Below are 17,688 nucleotides of genomic sequence, written 5' to 3'. Positions count from 1 at the left end.
TCTTCACAACGCCCGTAGAAGTGTTCTATTGTCTTAGTTCAGTAGAACAATCTGGGAGCGTGTGTGGTCGAGTTCCACGTCGACCGTGGCAGCGGTCTTCCCGCGTACCTGCAGCTGGGGCGGCAGGTCAGGGAGGCCATGAGGCTCGGTTGGTTGCAACCGGGCGATCGGCTGCCCACGGTCAGAGACGTCGTCGCGACCAGCGGCGTGAACGCGAACACCGTGCTCAAGGCTTATCGCGAGCTGGAGCTCGCCGGGCTCGTCGAGGCCCGTCAGGGCTCCGGCACCTTCGTCAAGTCCTCCCTGGGGTCCGCCGCCCCCGAGGACCTCGACCCGCTGCGGGGCACCCTCGCCGGCTGGGTCTCGGAGGCACGCTCCGCCGGGTTGGAGGACGAGGACATCTACGCGCTGCTGCGCGAGGTGCTGAGTGGGGGAGCGCAATGAGCGTGGTCGCGGCCGAAGTGTCGAAGTGGGCGGTCGAGGACGTCTCCTTCGAGCTGCCGCCGGGCAGCGTCACCGCACTTGTGGGGGCCAACGGCTCCGGCAAGTCGACGCTGCTGAACGTGCTGGCCGGTCATCTGCCGCCGGAGTCGGGGCACGCGTCCATCGCGGGCCGCGTGGCGTACGTGCCGCAGCACAAGCCGATGTACAGGAACTTCAAGGTGGCCGACGTCCTGCAGTTCGGCCGCCGCATGAACGACGTCTGGGACAACGACCTCGCCGACGGGTGGCTCGCCAGGTTCAAGGTGCCGCGCCGGTTGCAGGTCGGCGACCTCTCCGGAGGCCAGCGCACGCACGTGACCCTCGCGCTCGCACTCGGTTCGCGCCCGGACGTCCTGATGCTCGACGAACCACTGTCCGAACTGGACCCGTTGGCGCGCCGCAAAGTCATGCGCGAGTTGCTGACCGAGGTCAACGACAACGGCATGACGCTCATCTTCTCCACGCACGTCGTCGCGGAGATCGGTGGTGTGGCCGACCGGTTGCTGCTGCTCGCCGACGGCCGCCTGCTCGTGGACGACGACACCGACACCCTGCTGGAAGAGCACGTTCTCTACACGGGACCACGTGCCTCCGAACCGCCCGTGGAAGGACCTGTGGTGCTCGCGAAGCACAGCAAGTCGCAGTCGCAGTACCTCGTGCAGTCCGGCGGCACGCAGATCGCCGAGCCGTGGACCGCCCGGTACGTGACGCTGGAGGAGCTGGTCGTGGCCCACCTGGAGCGTGCGGCATGAGCGCGTTCGTCTGGCTGACCTGGCGTCAGCACCGGTGGACCATCGTCGGCACCGCGGTCCTCGCCCTGCTCGCCGCCTACGGCCTCTTCACCGCCGAGTCGGTGCACAGGACGCTCGACTCCATGCCCATGGCCGGCTTCTACGGGCTCATGGTGCAGCTGGTGTTCGGCGGCGTGGTCGGCATGTTCTGGGGCGCGCCGCTGATCTCCCGCGAGCTGGAGGAACGCACCTACTTCGTCGCGTGGGGCCAGGACGTCAAACCCGTGAACTGGTTGCGCGGCAAGGCGATCGTGCTCGGCGCGCTGGCCGCGGTGCTGGGGCTGCTCGTCGGGCTGGGTGACGGGCACGCCGGTTCGATGCCGGCGTGGTCGGCGTTCGAGGCGCATCCGGCCGTGCAGGCGGGCTACGCGCTCTTCGGCCTCGCGCTGGGTGTGTTCATCGGCCTGCTCACCAGGCACGTGGTGACCGCGATCGCCGCAACACTGGTCTTCTACACGTTGTCGCGCGTGCTGTTGACCGTGATCCTGCGCGACCACTACCTGCCGGCCACCCGCACGGTGGCCCGCTGGGACAGCACCGCGGTGGTCCCGTGGGGTGCGCTCGAGCTCGGCAAGGGCTTCGTCAACGGCGACCTGCGTCCGGTCAACGTGCCGGAGGTGTGCGCGCGGTTCTCGAACCCGAACAGCTGCATGCGCACGTCCGGCAGCGCTGTGGGCACGTACATCGACTACCAGCCGATCGAGCGCATGACGGCGTTCCGCTACATGGAGTTCGGTGTGTGCGTGTTGCTGGCGGCCGCGCTGTTCGCGCTGACGTTCCGGCTGCTGCGCCACGGCGGCGGGTGGAAGCCGTCGCGCTCCCACCGCCGCATCTCCGCCGAGGCGGAGCCGGTTCAGAGCACGCCGGCCGTCGCCGCGGCCCAGGCCGAGGGGTAACGCGGGCGGAAACCGAGCTCCCGTTGTGCCCGGTTCGTCGACACGATTCCGTGCCACGGGTCGAACTCCTGCTGGACGGCTTCACTGGGGGTGAGGCCGTTCAGCAGGTGCAGCTCGACCGCCGTCGTGGGGCTGTCGTCCGCCACGTTGAAGATTCCGCTCGCACCGCTGTCGAGAACCTTCGCGACCGCCTGTGCCACGTCTGCGTGATGCATCATGTGCAGCCGTTGGTGGCCAGGCCAGGTCGACGCCCAGTTCATCGCCTCCTTGAGGTGCGGGTCGCCGTCTCCGTAGACGAACGCCAGCCGGAGGATCGTGGCCTCTCTGCTCGCGAGCACGGCCTTCTCGCCGAGGGCCTTGGTGCGGGCGTAGTCGCCGAACGCGGGCGCGGGGCTCGCCGGGTCGTCCTCGGTCGCGGGCCTGCCGAGTCCGGCGGGATAGACCAGGTTCGTGCTGAAGTGCACGAACAACGGCACCTTCGCGGACGCTTCGGCGAGCCTTCGGGTGTCGTGGACGTTCACGCCCTCGTGGTCGGTGCTCGTGCGGAGCGCGGCGGCAACGTGCACCACGGCGTCTACGTCGGTCACGAACTCCTGCACAGCACCGGCGTCCGCCAGCCGGTGGGCGAACGGGCGCACGTCGTGGCCCAGCTCTCGCAGTCGGGGGAGAAGCCTGCTGCCGACCCGTCCGGTCGACCCTGTCAACGCGATCTTCATGCGTTCCAGCGTGTTCTGGCGTTGTGTGCACAGCCAGGGACGGTCGATCCCTGGCTACGGTGGAGGCATGCGTGAATTGGCGGGCTTTCTGCGCAGCCGCCGCGAGCGGATGGCGCCGATCGGTGGTGGGCGCCGCCGCACTCCGGGCCGTCGCCGGGAAGAGATCGCGGCCGCTGCGGGCGTGTCGACCGACTACTACACACGTCTCGAACAGGCCCGTGGACCGCATCCGTCCGTGTCAGTGCTGCACGGCATCGCACGCGCGTTGGAGCTCAACGCCGACGAGCGCGCGCACCTGTTCCGGCTCGCAGGCGAGGCGGTGCCGGAAGAGCCCCCGTCGCGTGAGGTCCGGCCCGGCGTCCAGCTACTGCTCGACCGCCTGCGCGACGACATCGCGTTCGTGATGACCGACCTCGGTGACGTGCTCGCCTGGACTCCCCGCGCCGCGCTCGTGCACCCAGGTCTGCGTCCGGGCCTGAACCTGCTCAGGGCGTTCTTCCTGACCGAGCCGGATCGAATTCCGGCGGAGGAGCGCGAGGACGTAGCCCGCTCGCATGTCGCTGACCTTCGCGCGACTCTGGCGCGCCGGCCGTCCGCGCAGCCGTTGGTCGACGAGTTGATGGCGAGCCCGCTGTTCGCCCGGTTGTGGTCGGAGCACGACGTGGCCGTGCGCCGGTCGGACCGCAAGCGGCTGCGGCACCCCGTCGCGGGCCTGCTGGAGTTCGACTGCGAGGTGCTCGGGGCGCCGGAGCACGACCAGCGACTGGTGATCCACACCGCACCCGCGGGCAGCGTGACCGCCCGGCGGCTGGCTCTGCTGGTGAGCGCGGAAGAAGCCGCAGGTAGGATGCCTGAACCGTGGACTCCCGTACCCGTCTCCCAGTCGTCGGCATGATCGGCGGCGGGCAGCTCGCCCGCATGACGCACCAGGCCGCGATCCCGCTCGGCCAGTCACTTCGCGTGCTCGCCGTCTCCGAGAACGACCCCGCCGCTCTGGTCGCGCGGGACGTGGTGCTCGGCACGCACACCGACCTGGACGCGTTGCGCGCGTTCGCGAAGGGCTGCGAGGTCGTCACGTTCGACCACGAGCACGTGCCTTCCGCGCACCTGCGCACGCTGGTCGCCGAGGGCGTGAAGGTGCACCCCGGTCCGGACGCGCTGCAGTACGCGCAGGACAAGCTGAAGATGCGGGTGCGGCTGGCCGAGCTGGGGCTGCCGGTGCCGCCGTTCGCCGAGGTCCACGAGGTCCGCGACGTGCTGAAGTTCGGCGCGGCGCACGGCTGGCCGTGCGTGCTGAAGGCGATCCGCGGCGGCTACGACGGCCGTGGCGTGTGGATGCTGAACCAGCCGAACAGCGCCGAGCTGGTCGTCCCCGAGCTGCTGGAGGCCGGGACGCCGTTGATGGTCGAGCAGTGCGTGCCGATGCGCCGCGAGCTGGCGGCCGTGGTCGCGCGCTCACCGTTCGGGCAGGGCGCGGCGTGGCCGGTCGTCGAGACCGTGCAGTCCGATGGCATCTGCGTCGAGGTCCTCGCGCCGGCTCCTTCCTTGGACGGTGCCGCGGCCCAGGAGCTCGCGCTGAAGGTCGCCGAAGCGCTGGGCGTGGTCGGCGTGCTGGCCGTCGAGCTGTTCGAGACGGCGGACGGCGTGGTCGTCAACGAGCTCGCGATGCGCCCGCACAACTCCGGCCACTGGTCGATCGAGGGCGCGCGCACCTCCCAGTTCGAACAGCACCTGCGCGCCGTCCTCGACTACCCGCTGGGCCGCACGGACCTGATGGCCCCCGCCGTCGTGATGGCGAACGTGCTGGGCGCGTCCGACGTTCCGGCGATGGGCCCCGACGAGCGCCTGCACCACCTGTTCGCGCGTTTCCCCGACGCGCACGTGCACCTCTACGGCAAGGAGGAACGGCCGGGCCGCAAGATCGGGCACGTGACGTTCCTCGGCAACGACATGACTTCGGTGCGCGAGCGCGCGCGGTTGGCCGCGGACTGGCTGTCCACCGGCGTTTGGTCAGACGGATACGACATTCACGGGAGCTCGGAGTGACTCAGGTTGGCGTGATCATGGGCAGCGACTCGGACTGGCCGGTGATGAAGGCCGCCACCGAGGCGCTCGCCGAGTTCGACGTCTCGTTCGAGGTGAGCGTCGTCTCAGCCCACCGCACCCCGCAGCGCATGCTCGACTACGCCACCTCGGCTGCTTCGCGTGGTTTGAAGGTGATCATCGCGGGCGCCGGCGGTGCCGCCCACCTGCCCGGCATGGTCGCCTCCGCCACCGTGCTGCCCGTCATCGGCGTGCCCGTGCCGCTGAAGTACCTCGACGGCATGGACTCCCTGCTCTCGATCGTGCAGATGCCCGCGGGCGTCCCGGTGGCCACGGTCTCAGTGGGTGGCGCCCGCAACGCAGGCCTGCTGGCCGTCCGGATGCTGGCCTCTTCGGACTCCGCGTTGCAGGAGCGCATGGCCCGCTTCCAGGCGGAACTCGAGCAGCTCGTACTAGACAAGGACGCGGCGCTGCAGAAGTCCCTCTGAGTGCTCAACAGCACAGCAGCGCCCGTAGTGAACGGGCGCTAACATCGTGCTGAGTACCAGCTACCCGGAGGTAACAAAGGTGAACCCGAGCTTCGGCACCTACCAGCTCGCCGAGGAGCACGAGGCGCTGCGAGAGGCCGTCCGCTCGCTCGCCGAGAAGGAGATCAAGCCGTTCGCGGCCGAGGTCGACGAGAACGAGCGCTTCCCGGTAGAGGCCCACAACGCCCTCGTGAAGGCGGGTTTCGCCGCCGTCCACGTGCCCGAGTCCTACGACGGCCAGGGCGCCGACTCCGTGGCCACCTGCATCGTGATCGAGGAGATCGCCCGCGTCTGCGGTTCGTCGTCCCTGATCCCGGCGGTGAACAAGCTCGGCACCATGCCGATCCTGCTCTCGGCCTCCGAGGAGCTGAAGCAGCTCGTCATGCCGTCCATCGCCTCGGGCGAGGCCATGGCCTCCTACGCCCTGTCCGAGCGCGAGGCAGGCTCCGACACCGCCTCGATGCGCACGCGGGCCGTCCGCGACGGCGACAACTGGGTGCTCAACGGCACCAAGTGCTGGATCACCAACGCCGGCGAGTCCACCTGGTACACGGTCATGGCCGTGACCGACCCCAACGCCGCCAAGAAGTCGGCCGGCATCTCCGCGTTCGTCGTGCACAAGGACGACCCGGGCTTCTCCGTCGGCCCCAAGGAGCGCAAGCTCGGCATCAAGGGCTCGCCGACCCGCGAGATCTACTTCGAGAACTGCACCATCCCCGCTAACCGGATCATCGGCGAGCCGGGCACCGGCCTGAAGACCGCTCTTAAGACGCTGGACCACACGCGTCCGACGATCGGCGCGCAGGCGGTCGGTATCGCACAGGGCGCCCTCGAGGCCGCAGTCGCGTACGTCAAGGACCGCAAGCAGTTCGGCAAGTCCATTTCGGACTTCCAGGGCGTGCAGTTCATGCTCGCCGACATGGCCATGAAGATCGAGGCCGCCCGCCACATGGTCTACGTCGCGGCCGCGAAGGCCGAGCGCGGCGAGCCGAACATCAGCTTCATCACCGCCGCCGCCAAGTGCTTCGCCTCCGACGTGGCCATGGAGGTCACCACGGACGCGGTGCAGCTGTTCGGTGGCGCCGGCTACACGCGGGACTTCCCGGTGGAGCGGATGATGCGGGACGCGAAGATCACGCAGATCTACGAAGGCACGAACCAGATCCAGCGCGTCGTCATGTCGCGCGCCGTGCTCAACGGCTGAGCCGTCCCTGGCTTGGAGCAGGACCTCATTCCTGCTCCAGGCTCCGCAGCATCCTCCTGGCTTCCAGGAAGTGTTCCCACCTGCCGGTGTACAGGTCGTTGAAGGCACTCTTGTTCAGCCCGTGTGCCGTCACCAGCATGTCGCCGAGGAACGCGTAGATGTCGAAGCCAATCCTGTCTTCGCGGGAGCGGATCGTCTGCAGCACGTGCAACACCTTGCGCGACGTCTGGTCGTCGGGCATCAGCCGGTCCAGGTCCTCGATCGTCTCGCCTCCCAGGTACTCGATGATGCGGATGAGCGTGCTGCGGTACTCGTCGTCGGCCTTCAGCGGACCTCCCACGCCGAGGTCGAACTCTTCTTCGGCGAGCGATGCCATCCTGCGGAACTTGGTGCTGGTGGCCAGGTAGGCGCTGATGGACTCAGCGTTGAGGGCGATGGCGAGGTTGCCCTGCTTCAGGTTGTCGGAGTACTCGGTCGAGATCTCAGACGTGGCCTGCCTGATCGCGGAGAACTGTTCGTCCGCCATCTCGAACAACGCGCTCAACCGGAAGAGCCGTCGCTGCAACGACGCCGGCACTTCTTCGACCCGCTTGTAGCTGAGCTTGTGGTGCACCGCGGCCCAGGCGTTCTGCGACATCGTCCGAACCTGGAGCTCCACCGAGATGTCGGCATACTTCGCCCACTCGGGTCGTTCGCTCCGGTCGCCGATCCGGATGACCAAGTGGTTGGACGTGTACCCGAACTGGTCGGGTGCCAGCTCGTCCTGCTTGTTCATCGAGTGCTCTTTGCACACTTCGAACTCGCCGCTCAGCAGTTCGACGATCCGGTCGACGTCCTCGAGGTAGTACGCGATGACGCGCAGCCCGACCAGATCGGTCATGTCCGAGAGCGGGTCGGCGTACTTGCCGGCCTTGCGCTGGATCTTCTCCTCGAAGCTGTCCGGCGTCTTCACCCTGCCCTCGACCTGGAAGACGTCGATCCCGGCATGCATCAAGATCTCGATCACGAGCTCGCGCAGCTTCTTCTCGTAGGCCTCGTACGACGGGCGGATCTTGGCGTACTCGGCTTTCCAGTTCGGCGACGTCACTGCGGGCTCCCGGTCTCGGCGGTGGTGCACGCACTTGATCGGGAGTCACATGGCGATCATTACAAGCCAAGTCGCGTGGCAATTTTCGGGCGAGCCTCACGATCCCGTTCCACGAACGGAGCAACGGAGCAACCGCGCAGTTCGCGGATCAGTGCAGAAGCCAGAACCCGGCCCGCCACAGGATCGTCGTAGGTGAAGTTCCCCGCGGTGACCACCGCCGGTGCCAGCACGCATTGCCGATAGAGCGCCCCGCGCACACCCGCGATCGGGCACTCTCGGACACGAACCACGACCGCGCCACGTCGCAATGCCGGACAAAGCCGCATCGCGACCGGCACACATGGCAGGCACACCGGCGGCTCCACCGATGCCATGCCCTCCGGCCACTGTGGCCAGTCATCGGTGTGGTCACGCAGAAGCCACAGCACTCCGTCGTCGTTCTGATCGGCGGGCCCACCGCACACCTGACACAGCAACAGTTCCATCGCACGTCGTTGCCGCAACGGATGAACCCGAGCAAATTCAGGCCGTCCGACGCCATGACGAAGAGCGGTCTGCTGCCACAGCACGCCATGCCGATCTCGGTCGCTCAGCAGTTCGTTGGCGTACCCAATGCGGTGATCCGCCCGCTCCACCAGTACGCACGGCAGATCTTGTTCAGCACTCCACGCGGTGATGTACGGCGCGATGGGCATACCTGACACGTCGACCACCTGTTCTGTACAGAACTTGTGAACCGCAGTGAAGCGTAGTTCTGTACAGGAAGGCAAGTCAGTCCAGGGACGTGAACTTGTACTCGAGCACGTACGCCGCTGCGTCGAGGACCATCTCGTTGACCTCGACTGGCCGGTCATCGGCCGTGAACGCCGTCCGCACGATCAGGATCACCGGAGTGCCCTGGGCTAGGTCGAGAGCTTCACGCTCGTTGTCTCGCGGCATGCGGGAGCGGAGCTCTTCGCGGAAGCGAGTGGGCTCGTAGCCCAGTTCCTTGAGCCGGGCATACGCGCCACCGTCGCCCGTGTTGATCTCAGCGATCGCAGAACCTGCGACCAGCGCTTCTGGGTAATAAGAGGTCGCGAGCTGCACCGGTTTGTCGTCAACGAGATACCTGCGCCGCCGCGTCACCACGCGGGCGCCGTCATCGAGCTGGAGTACCTCGGCGACCGCTGCGGGCGGAACCTCAATCTCGACCGTCACGCCCTCGGTTCGTGGCCGCGTGCCGACGTCGGTGGTCCAGATCGGCTTGCCGGATCCCCAGGAAGTGTTGGCCTGCAATCGATCTGGGGACACGCGCCTGATCGGCTTGAACTCGCGGACGAACGTTCCTGAGCCGCGCTTGGCGACGATCAGGCCCTCGTTCTTCAGCACGTCCAACGCCCGCCGAGCGGTCGGCTGCTCCACGCCGTACTGGCTCATGAGGTCGTTCTCGCCGGGAATCCGACTGCCAGCGGGCAACTCTCCGGAGTCGATCTCCCGCCGGATGTCGTTCGCGATGTCCCGATAGCCAACGCGCCCTGGCTGGGCGTTGTCGGTCATGAGCCATCTCCTCGGCGGGGTCGCAGTTCTGTACAGCGACCAAGCTACCCCGCGTAAGAGAGAGGCTCTAAGCGGCCACACAGGTGCCAAGGGCGTCACCGATCGCGCCCTTGGCACCCGGCACGCACGGCGACTGCGCCGTCAGCGACTTGTCCGAGAGCTGTTGAGCGAACGCGATGGCGACGTTCATCATCCGCGTGGGACTACCGCTGTCCACGGCCGCCTTCACCGCGGCCGCACGCGCTTCGTCTGTCGAGCAGCTCAACTCGGTGCCGAACTTGTCCACGCGAGGTAGCCACAACGCCTTCGAACCGGACGGGCACGGTGTCACCTGCCAGTGGGCGTCCTCCGCGGCGTCGGCGAGCGGCGCCGACAGCATGAGAAAGCTCGACGTGAGGGCCAGAGCGGCGAGAATTCGTCCCATGAGCCCGAACGTAACCGCGAACAGGAGCCTCTACCGGGGGGAACCGCAGCCACTGTCGGTGACTACGCTCCGTCCAGCTTCGCGCGCACGTCCGCCGCGTCCTGGTGCCTCACGCTCTCGAGGATTTCCAGGGCTCGGCGCCACGACGACCGCGCCAACGCCATCGAACCGAGCGCCGCATGAGCGTCACCCAGGCGATCGTGCAGGCCTGCGATCGAGTGGCGGTCGCCGCCCTCCTCGCGCAGCGGCAGGGCTCGTTCGAACAACGCTACGGCGTCAGCGAAGGCTCCGAGCCGATACTGCGCGTAGCCGAGGCTGTCAAGCACGATCGCGATGCCCTGGGTATCACCGAGCCGCTCCATCACCTCCAAAGCGGACGAACAATACGACACGGCTTCCGCGGCGCGGTCCATGCTCGCCAGCTTCTCGCCGAGGGCGTTCAGGGCGCGGGCCTCGGCGTACTCGTTGCCGCACAGGCGGTACAGCGACAGGGCGCGCTCGTACTGGGTCAGCGCGTCGGTGTCCTTGCCCCGGCGGGACAACAGCCAGGCCAGGTTCATCAGAGCGTGGCCCTCGGAGATCTCGTCGCCGAGTGACGAGAACAGGGAGATCGCGCGGTCGTAGTGGTAGTCCGCGAGAGGGCTGTCCATGTAGCCGTAGACGCCGGCGAGAGAGCGGTGGGCCATGGCCTGCATTGACAACGAATCCATGCGCACACCGGCTTCCAGTGCCGCGGAGTGCAACGGGATCGCCTCGTCCCACAGGCCGCGGTAGTTGAAGAACGAAGCCAAAGCTCGCGCCAGCTGCCAGACGTGAATGTCCGAAGTGGACGAAAACGCTAGAGCCACGAGCACTTGGCGTTCGGCGTCGAACCACGACCAGGCCTCGCGCAAGGAAGACAGGGCGACGGGTGGAGCAGTGGGCGTGGGCAACGAGAACGGGCCTCGGTTGGGCTGCAACAACATCGCGGCGTCACGGGCGGTGTGCAGGTAGTGGTCCAGCAGGCGCAGGTCGGCCGAGGGAGCCAGCTCGGAGGCGTATTCGCGCACCAGGTCGTGCATCGCGTACCTGCCAGGGCCAGTCAAGAAAACCAAGGAAGCTTCGACCAGTTCGTCCAGCACAACGGAAACATCGGAACCGGCCAGAGCCGCCGCGGCCGGAGCGGCGAAGTCCGGGCCGGGGTGCAGCCCCAGCAAAGAGAACAAGGAACGGGCGCCAGCAGACAAAGCCCCGAGAGACCACGAGAAGACCGAGCGGACGTCGGCGCGAGGATCGTTGTCCGACAAGGAGTCCAGGCCCGAGCAGACCGCGTCGGAACGAGCGGCGGCGATCGCCAGCGCCAACGGGAGACCGGCGCACACCGAGACGATGCCCGGCCGGGCAGCCTCGGGAACGCCACGGCCGTGCAGAAGTCGATCAGCCTCGACCGAGGACAACACGTCGAGAGCCACCGGCACAGCACCCTCGACGGCGACCAGGCCGGTCAGCGCAACACGGCTGGTGACGACGACCTGGCAAGAAGCAGAGCCGGGCAGCAACGGGCGGACGTGCTCGGCGTCACGCGCGTTGTCCAGCACGATCAGCGCCCGCTTGTCGGCCAGCAGACTGCGGAAACGCGCGGAACGAGCGGCAAGACCTGAGGGTATCGACGACGCAGGGACGCCGAGGGCGTCCAGGAAACCGTGCAGCGCCTCCAAAGCAGAGAGCGGTCCCAGCGGGTCGAAGCCGCGCAGGTTCACGTACAGCTGGCCGTCGGGGAAACGCGAGCGCACCCGGTGCGCCCACTCCACCACCAAGGTCGTCTTGCCGACGCCCGCGACACCGGACACCACGACGAGCGGGCTGCCCAGCAACGACAAAGTGGCTTCCCGCGCCACGAACGAAGCCAGCCGCAACGGCAGCTGTGCGGGCACGGAGCGCGGCGGCTCGGCGCGCAGCAGACGTCGATGCGCCTCGACCAGTTCGGGGCCGGGATCGACGCCGAGCTCGTCGGCAAGCCGTCGCCGCACGACGTCAAAGGCCGAAAGAGCCTCCGCCTGCAGCGATGAGGCCGCCAGCACCCCGATCAACTGCGCGTGCAACGGCTCGTGCAGCGGGTTCTCCGCAGCCAAGGCCCGCAGCCAGGTCAACGCGTCCGCAGGCCGGCCCAACGCCAAGGCCACCGACGCATAAGACAACAGCCGAGATTCGTTCGGAAGCCAATGCGGCGGCCAGCGGGTGCTCGCGCAGCTCGTCCACATCGGCCAGCGCCGGCCCGCGCCACAACGACAGCGCCGAACCCAGTAGATCGAAAGCCGAAGCATCGGAAGCCATCGAAGCCTCGGCGACCAGCGACCGGAACGACAACAGGTCGAGCTGCGCGACGGGCAGGCACAACCGGTACCCGCCCGGCACCAGATCCAAGGTGACCATCGACCGCAGCCGGGACACGTGCACCTGCAACGACGAACCGACCAGTTCGGAAAGCTCTTCCGCGGCAACTGGAACACCAGGAGAAAGCGCCAATCGGCCGAGCAGCAGGCGCCGTTTGCCGCGTCCTACACCGGTTTCCATCTGTCCACGATGGATCGTCAGCGGCCCGAGCACGGACAACCGCACCGCACCGTCGACAGCAGCCGGCCGCAGCTCAAGAGAAGCAGCAGCGCGCAACTCATCGGCATGTGCGCCGGTCAGGCCCAGCGCGTCGATCAGCGCCCGCACGGACCGCGGGTGCGGCCGGCGCGATCGGCCCTGTTCCAGGTCGCGGACGGCGGCGACGCTCATGCCGGCGCGGTCGGCGAGCTCGCGCTGGCTCACCGACGCCTCGTGCCGTCTCAAGCGCAACAGCGAGTGGAAGGCGTCCACGCGCGGCACGGTAGTACGGGTTTGCTACGGGCAAGGGGCTTTTCGCATGGTTCGCCAGGCTCTCCGCACCCCAGAGGTTAGGGAGACACCTTGCGGATCAAACCATGGGCGGTACTCGGAGCGATCGCGCTGACACTCGGCGCGACTGCCCCGGCACAGGCCTACACGCAGGAGGTGGTCGGTCAGTGGACCGAACCGCCGCAGTTCAACTACATCAAGAACATCGGGTCACCGCTCAACAGCCAGCTCGTCGCGTACGTGAGCATCGGCACCACGGAGTACCGCATCAAGATGCGGGCCGGCAGCGGTGACGGCACCAAGAACGAGTGCACGAACGACCACGGCTGGCTGCCGGACGGCGTGTACAGCAACACCGATTCCGACAGCAACAGCTACTTCAAGCACTGGAACAAGACCGGCGGCAACGCGGTCGTGCGGGGCTGGGTCTGGGAGCTCGGCAACAAGAAGACCCGGTGCGGCAACATGCGCACCGAGCTCTTCATCCACTCGCAGGGCACCAGTGGCTGGAGCGACTCGAACTACCGCTCCGCGGGCTGCATCAAGATCAACCAGACCGACCGCACGTTCCTGCACAACCAGTTCGCCAAGGCGTACCAGCCCAGCAAGGGCTACCTGAGCGTCTGGGGCAGTGGCGGCACGTGATGAGGCGACTGGCAGCACTGACGGTGCTGCTCGCGCTGACCGCCTGCGGCGCACAGGAGGACCCTGTGCGCCGGCAGGTGCTCAAGCACGAGGAGCTCATCGCGGACTGCATGCACCGCAACGGTTTCGAGTACGTCGTGGCGGTGCCGGTCGACCTCGCGGTCCAGGAGGCGCGACGGTCCGGCAAGGATCTCGACACGGCGATCGCCGAACGCCCGAAGGACCCGAACGACGCCGTGCTCGCGAAGCTGTCCGAGGAACGGCAGAACGCCTGGGGCGATGCCTTGTACGGCACGGAGACCACACCCGGCTGCTACAACGAGACCTACAAGAGCGCGTGGGGCAAGGACTTCCAGGACCTGTCGGGCAAGGCCGACCAGATCGTCGCGAAGGTCCAGGCCGACCCGAACGTCCAGAAGGCGCTCAAGACGTACGTGGAGTGCATGCGCGGCAACGGTTTCCGCGTGAGCAGCCCGGACAGCGTCTACGAACTCGGTGACAAGGCGCAGAAGGCGCACGACGAGTGCGTCAAACCCTATGACACCGCGTATGACAAGGCGTATCTGAAGTACAGCCGCTAGGCGAGGTAGAGCGCGGAGGGGAGGACGACCAGCGTGTCGTCCTCCCAGCGCGCGGTGCGGCCGAAGCAGATCGCCGTCACCGACTCGCCGTCGACGAAGACGGCTTCGGCGGAGGCCGCAACCTGTGCGCGCCGGACGGTGAACCTGACTCCGGCGGCCTTCAACGCGATCTCGTTGTCCCCCATGGCGATCCGGTACGAGGCCTTGATCTTCACGTAGCCCTGCAGACCGCGGGGAAGCGGTGGTCCCGCGGTCAGATCGGCCTGGGTGACCTCGTTGTTCGCTGCGAGGTGCCGGAGCACGACGTCGAGCGCTCGTGCGGCGTTCGTCTCCGCCTCGAACGTCTCCCGCACGGTCTCGCTGCCGGAACGCCTGCCGCCCGCCTCCACGATCGAACTGCTCAGCCCGAGCGATCCTTCGCGGTGCGTGCCCCGCTCGACCTCGCGGATGCGCGCCTCGGCGGCGGCCTGCGGGGTCTGGCTGTACATGCTCATGATCGAGCTCTCGTCGAGCATCAGGAACGTGCGGATGCGCCCCTGCTCGAGGTCTGCCGGGTCTGGCCGCTGGTGGGTCGTGGCGGTGACGATCGCGAGCTTCGCCGTCTCGACCGCGGTCTCGCTCCGGTGTTCAGCGCGCTGAGCGGCCTTCGAGGCGCTCCGCCAGCTGTACAAACCGATACCGGCCAGCACGAGCAGCAGCAGAACCCACAGCGTTGACTCGTTCATGGCAACCCTCCGCGTGACCGGTCCCGCGGAGCATCGCCCAAAGAACAACCCGCATTACTCCGCCGAACGGGTCACAACGTCGCCAAGACTTCGCCCAGTCGCTCGTAGCTGCGCCCGGCCCCGTCCGACATCCCGGTCGCCAGCACCGCGTCCCGGGCCTCCTGCGACACCAGCCGCATCGTCGTGGTCATCGTGGTTTGCCCGCCGGACTCGACGAACTCCACGATGGTCACCGACGGCGGGTTGTCCTCGAAGTGCTCGGTGTTGACGATCCGCGAATGAGGCGTGACCTCGGTGTACTCGCCGTACATCTCGAACGCCTGCGAACCGTCCGGCTGCGCCCACCCGTAGCGCCACTTTCCGCCCACGCGCAGGTCGACCTCGCAGATCGGCATCTCCCAGCCGTCGGGGCCGAGCAGCCAGCGCCGCAGCAACGCAGGCTCGGTGAACGCCTTCCACACCAGGGAAGCGGGCGCGTCGAACACCCGCGACATCGCGATCTCGGTGTCGGACGGGAGGGTCACGGTGGTGCCGAACTTGACGGTGGTCATCGCTCGTTCTCCTTCATCTCGGTCAAGAGTGCGTCCAGGCGCGTGTAGCTCGCATCCCAGAAGCGGCGGTAGTTCTCAGCCCACACGGCGACCTCCTTCAACGGCGTCGCGTCGAGCTGGCAGGGGCGCCACTGGGCCTCCCTGCCACGCGTGATCAGGCCTGCCTTCTCCAGCACGCGCAGGTGCTTGGAGATCGCCGGGCCGCTGATGTCGAACGGCTCGGAGAGCTCCTTCACCGTCGCGGGCCCGTCGGTGAGCCGCGCGAGGATCGCCCGGCGGGTCGGGTCCGCCAGCGCGGCGAAGGTGGCGCTCAGCTGGTCCATCTCGTACCTAACCACTTGGTTATCTAACCTCTAGGTTAAGTAGAGGCCGCGCGGGCGCCCTTGTCAACCCCGACTTCAAGATCAACGAGCTGGATAGCGCTTTCCGATCCTGCATATCGAATTCGAAAATGGCCCGGACGGACCTTTTTCTGGCGGGCATGGAATGGAGGTTCTGCTGAACAGAGCAACTTCAATCGCATCGCTGGACACCAGGTCAGGGGCATCGCTACGTTCGCAAAGCCGCAAGTTAACCTCTTTTAATGGGGTATTTCGAATGAGAGCGAAAAGAACTGTTTCGTTAGCGTTTGGATTCGTGCTGGCCGCTTCTGTCTTCGTGCCGACCGCGCAGGCGGCACCGAACGGCAGCTCGGCCAGCCTGGCCAGAACCTCCGACAACAAGATCCAGACGGCTGCCGCAGCCGAGGCTTACTGGACTCCGGAGCGCATGGCCACCGCGATCCCGGCGCAGGCTCCCGCCACGGTCAAGGCCTCGTCCGCACGCCAGCCCTCGGGTCGTGCGGGCAGCATCGACGGCGCCGCGGCGTCGGTGAAGGTCGAAACCGGGCAGGCGCAAGGCATCGGGACGATGCTCAACGAGTCGCAGACCGTGGGCAAGGTGTTCTTCACCAACCCCGCCAACGGCCTGAACTACGTGTGCTCGGCCGCAACCCTCAACAGTGGCAAGAAGAAGCTGGTCCAGACGGCGGGGCACTGCGTGCACGGCGGTGCCGGAGGCCAGTGGATGACCAACTGGGCGTTCGTGCCGCGCTACCGCAACGGCTCGCGTCCGTACGGCACGTGGAGCGCGTACCAGCTCACCTCTCGCACTGCCTGGATCAACTCCAGCAACAGCGACGAGGACATGGGCATCGTGATCATGCAGACCCTCGGCGGCAACTCGATCGTGAACGTCGTGGGTGGCAACGGGTTGCGCTGGAACTGGGGCTACTCGGTGGCCGTCACGATCCTCGGTTACCCCGCGGGTCCGCCGTTCACCGGTGAGCTGCAGTACTTCTGCCAGGGCACGACCTGGAACGGCCACGGCCAGCAGGTTCGCGCCTCGTGCAACATGACCGGCGGATCGAGCGGCGGTCCGTGGTTGCAGGAGTACAACGACCAGAACGGGCTCGGTTACATCAACAGCGTCGTGAGCCACCGGCACAGCGACGCGAGCCAGATGGACGGGCCGTACTTCGACAACGACATCAAGAGCCTCTACGACTTCGCGGAGTCCCTGTCCCCGTGACGTCGAATGGTGAAACTCGTTGGCCGGGCACGCAGTTGGTGTCCGGCCTTCGGGCAACCCGGGAGACCCCGTGTTCCGTCCTCACCACATGAGCTACCGAGTTCTCGTCGCCGTCGTCACCGCCGTCACCCTCCTGACCACGGGGTGCGGCAGCAGGTCGGCCGGGCAAGGGGGGAGTGACGTGCAGGGAAAAGTGTTCACGTCCACGTCCGTCACCGAGCAGGGCAAGCCACGTGCCCTGGTCGAGGGCACCGCGGTGGAACTGAGATTCACCGACGACGGGCGCCTGCTCGCCAGTGCCGGCTGCAACCAGATGCAAGGCCCGGTCACGCTGGACGGCGGCAAGCTCCAGGTCGACGACCTCAGCATGACCGCCATGGGCTGCCCCAGCCTCGATCTGCACAACCAGGACCAGTGGCTGTCCAAGCTCCTCAGCGCGGGGCCGGCCTGGAAGCTCGACGGGGGCAACCTCGTGATCACCGGCTCTGGTGCCGAGATCGTGCTCACCGCGGAGGCGCCGGCGAAGCTCGAAGGCGGCACCTGGAAGCTGGAAAGCCTCATCCAGGCCGATGCCGTGTCGTCGGTCCCCGGCCGCGTGCCGGCCACCCTGACGTTCGAGAACGGCAAGGTCGCGGTCTTCACCGGGTGCAATGACGGTTCGGCGACCTACAAGCTCGACGGCCAGACGATCACGTTCGCGTCGTTGGTGCACACAGACAAGGCGTGCGGCCAGGACGAGACGGCAGCCGAGAAGGCCGTCCTGGCGGCGTTGAACGGCCAGGTCACGTACAAGATCGACCGCAGCTCGCTGACGCTCACGAACGCCAAGGGCGAAGGCGTGCAGCTCAGGAAGTAGCGGACAGGCCGGGTTGCGACGATGCGCGACCCGGCTCGCGGCACCCACTGCCTGACCTGTACGAACAATCGGAAGAAGGTCCTCGTCATACCGGCGAGGGCTCTTCTCGGCGTGCCGAGGTGCGAACCTAAGGACTTGCTGTTGGGTTCCTGTCGTTTTCATGAGGTCGTTCAAACCTGTACTAGCTTGGTT

At 67.2% G+C, this 17,688-nt stretch carries 19 protein-coding genes and 1 pseudogene; 11 read left to right on the top strand and 9 right to left on the bottom strand.

The window, feature by feature from the left end; translation table 11 throughout:
• The first annotated feature begins 63 nt into the window (after nt 1–63).
• Genes ABZ345_RS21435 through ABZ345_RS21425 form a run of 3 tightly spaced genes read left to right on the top strand, consistent with a single transcriptional unit; the run spans nt 64 to nt 2,170 of the window.
• Nucleotides 64–444 (top strand): GntR family transcriptional regulator, encoded by a 381-nt coding sequence (locus tag ABZ345_RS21435; protein ID WP_359851261.1) that lies wholly within the window; start codon nt 64–66, stop codon nt 442–444.
• Nucleotides 441–1,235: an ABC transporter ATP-binding protein gene (locus ABZ345_RS21430; RefSeq protein WP_359851259.1), complete on the top strand. Its 795-nt coding sequence runs from the start codon at nt 441–443 to the stop codon at nt 1,233–1,235. Before ABZ345_RS21435 ends, ABZ345_RS21430 begins: the two co-directional genes overlap by 4 nt.
• The gene (locus tag ABZ345_RS21425; protein WP_359851256.1) at nt 1,232–2,170 is read left to right on the top strand and encodes a hypothetical protein; all 939 of its coding nucleotides are present in this window, start codon (nt 1,232–1,234) and stop codon (nt 2,168–2,170) included. Before ABZ345_RS21430 ends, ABZ345_RS21425 begins: the two co-directional genes overlap by 4 nt.
• Here ABZ345_RS21425 and ABZ345_RS21420 read toward each other — a convergent pair.
• Nucleotides 2,128–2,886 carry an NAD(P)-dependent oxidoreductase gene (locus ABZ345_RS21420; RefSeq protein WP_359851254.1) on the bottom strand — a complete coding sequence of 253 codons (759 nt, stop codon included), beginning with the start codon at nt 2,884–2,886 and terminating at the stop codon, nt 2,128–2,130. The two genes, ABZ345_RS21425 and ABZ345_RS21420, sit on opposite strands and share 43 nt — an antisense overlap.
• A gap of 67 nt (nt 2,887–2,953) precedes the next feature.
• Between ABZ345_RS21420 and ABZ345_RS21415 the strand changes: the two genes are divergently transcribed.
• The 4 genes from ABZ345_RS21415 (at nt 2,954) to ABZ345_RS21400 (ending at nt 6,660) form a co-directional block, all read left to right on the top strand.
• Entirely contained in the window at nt 2,954–3,781 is an 828-nt protein-coding gene (locus ABZ345_RS21415) for a helix-turn-helix transcriptional regulator (RefSeq protein WP_359851251.1), read from the top strand.
• Nucleotides 3,745–4,932: a 5-(carboxyamino)imidazole ribonucleotide synthase gene (locus tag ABZ345_RS21410; RefSeq protein WP_359851248.1), complete on the top strand. Its 1,188-nt coding sequence runs from the start codon at nt 3,745–3,747 to the stop codon at nt 4,930–4,932. The genes ABZ345_RS21415 and ABZ345_RS21410 overlap by 37 nt, the downstream gene beginning before the upstream one ends.
• Nucleotides 4,929–5,417, top strand: coding sequence for a 5-(carboxyamino)imidazole ribonucleotide mutase (purE, locus tag ABZ345_RS21405; RefSeq protein WP_359851246.1), 489 nt, complete (start codon nt 4,929–4,931; stop codon nt 5,415–5,417). The genes ABZ345_RS21410 and purE overlap by 4 nt, the downstream gene beginning before the upstream one ends.
• A 79-nt stretch (nt 5,418–5,496) precedes the next feature.
• The gene (locus tag ABZ345_RS21400) at nt 5,497–6,660 is read left to right on the top strand and encodes an acyl-CoA dehydrogenase (protein WP_359851244.1); all 1,164 of its coding nucleotides are present in this window, start codon (nt 5,497–5,499) and stop codon (nt 6,658–6,660) included.
• A 25-nt stretch (nt 6,661–6,685) separates the two neighbouring features.
• On the opposite strand, the gene ABZ345_RS21395 is transcribed toward ABZ345_RS21400, so the two are convergent.
• The 5 genes and pseudogenes from ABZ345_RS21395 to ABZ345_RS21375 all read right to left on the bottom strand — a co-directional run.
• Complete coding sequence (locus ABZ345_RS21395; RefSeq protein WP_359851241.1) at nt 6,686–7,747, bottom strand: hypothetical protein; 1,062 nt, start codon at nt 7,745–7,747, stop codon at nt 6,686–6,688.
• A gap of 59 nt (nt 7,748–7,806) precedes the next feature.
• Nucleotides 7,807–8,442 (bottom strand): hypothetical protein, encoded by a 636-nt coding sequence (locus tag ABZ345_RS21390; protein ID WP_359851238.1) that lies wholly within the window; start codon nt 8,440–8,442, stop codon nt 7,807–7,809.
• A 76-nt stretch (nt 8,443–8,518) separates the two neighbouring features.
• Nucleotides 8,519–9,283, bottom strand: coding sequence for a GntR family transcriptional regulator (locus ABZ345_RS21385; protein WP_359851235.1), 765 nt, complete (start codon nt 9,281–9,283; stop codon nt 8,519–8,521).
• A gap of 67 nt (nt 9,284–9,350) precedes the next feature.
• On the bottom strand, nt 9,351–9,707 hold the full coding sequence (locus ABZ345_RS21380) for a hypothetical protein (protein ID WP_359851232.1): 357 nt from the start codon (nt 9,705–9,707) through the stop codon (nt 9,351–9,353).
• A 65-nt stretch (nt 9,708–9,772) separates the two neighbouring features.
• Nucleotides 9,773–12,524 (bottom strand): annotated as a pseudogene (locus tag ABZ345_RS21375) (helix-turn-helix domain-containing protein); the annotation flags it as partial.
• Nucleotides 12,525–12,641: 117 nt separating this feature from the next.
• Between ABZ345_RS21375 and ABZ345_RS21370 the strand changes: the two are divergent.
• The gene (locus tag ABZ345_RS21370) at nt 12,642–13,214 is read left to right on the top strand and encodes a hypothetical protein (protein WP_359851230.1); all 573 of its coding nucleotides are present in this window, start codon (nt 12,642–12,644) and stop codon (nt 13,212–13,214) included.
• Nucleotides 13,214–13,795, top strand: a complete 582-nt coding sequence (locus ABZ345_RS21365) for a hypothetical protein (protein WP_359851227.1) — start codon at nt 13,214–13,216, stop codon at nt 13,793–13,795. Before ABZ345_RS21370 ends, ABZ345_RS21365 begins: the two co-directional genes overlap by 1 nt.
• Here the strand turns inward: ABZ345_RS21365 and ABZ345_RS21360 are convergent.
• From ABZ345_RS21360 to ABZ345_RS21350, 3 genes are all read right to left on the bottom strand, one after another.
• Nucleotides 13,792–14,520: a hypothetical protein gene (locus ABZ345_RS21360; RefSeq protein WP_359851224.1), complete on the bottom strand. Its 729-nt coding sequence runs from the start codon at nt 14,518–14,520 to the stop codon at nt 13,792–13,794. The two genes, ABZ345_RS21365 and ABZ345_RS21360, sit on opposite strands and share 4 nt — an antisense overlap.
• A gap of 71 nt (nt 14,521–14,591) precedes the next feature.
• The gene (locus ABZ345_RS21355) at nt 14,592–15,071 is read right to left on the bottom strand and encodes an SRPBCC family protein (protein WP_359851221.1); all 480 of its coding nucleotides are present in this window, start codon (nt 15,069–15,071) and stop codon (nt 14,592–14,594) included.
• A complete protein-coding gene (locus ABZ345_RS21350; protein ID WP_359851416.1) occupies nt 15,068–15,394 on the bottom strand; it encodes a metalloregulator ArsR/SmtB family transcription factor in 327 nt (108 codons plus the stop codon). The genes ABZ345_RS21355 and ABZ345_RS21350 overlap by 4 nt, the downstream gene beginning before the upstream one ends.
• Before the next feature lie 313 nt (nt 15,395–15,707).
• Between ABZ345_RS21350 and ABZ345_RS21345 the strand changes: the two genes are divergently transcribed.
• Together ABZ345_RS21345 and ABZ345_RS21340 are read left to right on the top strand one after the other, a co-directional pair.
• Nucleotides 15,708–16,640 carry a hypothetical protein gene (locus ABZ345_RS21345; protein WP_359851218.1) on the top strand — a complete coding sequence of 311 codons (933 nt, stop codon included), beginning with the start codon at nt 15,708–15,710 and terminating at the stop codon, nt 16,638–16,640.
• Between the two features lie 88 nt (nt 16,641–16,728).
• The gene (locus tag ABZ345_RS21340; protein ID WP_359851215.1) at nt 16,729–17,496 is read left to right on the top strand and encodes an META domain-containing protein; all 768 of its coding nucleotides are present in this window, start codon (nt 16,729–16,731) and stop codon (nt 17,494–17,496) included.
• Nucleotides 17,497–17,688 lie beyond the last annotated feature (192 nt).

Source organism: Lentzea sp. NPDC005914, from assembly GCF_040629405.1.
Lineage (GTDB): Bacteria > Actinomycetota > Actinomycetes > Mycobacteriales > Pseudonocardiaceae > Lentzea.
The sequence above is the reverse complement of the archived record's forward strand: the minus strand, read 5'-3'. Positions and strand labels throughout refer to the sequence as shown.

Bases quoted from the DNA above. Each gene is read 5' to 3' on its own strand.
- ABZ345_RS21365 (WP_359851227.1), top strand. From the start codon at position 13,214: ATGAGGCGACTGGCAGCACTGACGGTGCTGCTCGCGCTGACCGCCTGC.
- ABZ345_RS21420 (WP_359851254.1), bottom strand. From the start codon at position 2,886: ATGAAGATCGCGTTGACAGGGTCGACCGGACGGGTCGGCAGCAGGCTT.
- ABZ345_RS21385 (WP_359851235.1), bottom strand. From the start codon at position 9,283: ATGACCGACAACGCCCAGCCAGGGCGCGTTGGCTATCGGGACATCGCG.
- ABZ345_RS21380 (WP_359851232.1), bottom strand. From the start codon at position 9,707: ATGGGACGAATTCTCGCCGCTCTGGCCCTCACGTCGAGCTTTCTCATG.
- ABZ345_RS21430 (WP_359851259.1), top strand. From the start codon at position 441: ATGAGCGTGGTCGCGGCCGAAGTGTCGAAGTGGGCGGTCGAGGACGTC.
- ABZ345_RS21355 (WP_359851221.1), bottom strand. From the start codon at position 15,071: ATGACCACCGTCAAGTTCGGCACCACCGTGACCCTCCCGTCCGACACC.
- ABZ345_RS21390 (WP_359851238.1), bottom strand. From the start codon at position 8,442: ATGCCCATCGCGCCGTACATCACCGCGTGGAGTGCTGAACAAGATCTG.
- ABZ345_RS21415 (WP_359851251.1), top strand. From the start codon at position 2,954: ATGCGTGAATTGGCGGGCTTTCTGCGCAGCCGCCGCGAGCGGATGGCG.
- ABZ345_RS21360 (WP_359851224.1), bottom strand. From the start codon at position 14,520: ATGAACGAGTCAACGCTGTGGGTTCTGCTGCTGCTCGTGCTGGCCGGT.
- ABZ345_RS21350 (WP_359851416.1), bottom strand. From the start codon at position 15,394: ATGGACCAGCTGAGCGCCACCTTCGCCGCGCTGGCGGACCCGACCCGC.
- ABZ345_RS21425 (WP_359851256.1), top strand. From the start codon at position 1,232: ATGAGCGCGTTCGTCTGGCTGACCTGGCGTCAGCACCGGTGGACCATC.
- ABZ345_RS21340 (WP_359851215.1), top strand. From the start codon at position 16,729: ATGAGCTACCGAGTTCTCGTCGCCGTCGTCACCGCCGTCACCCTCCTG.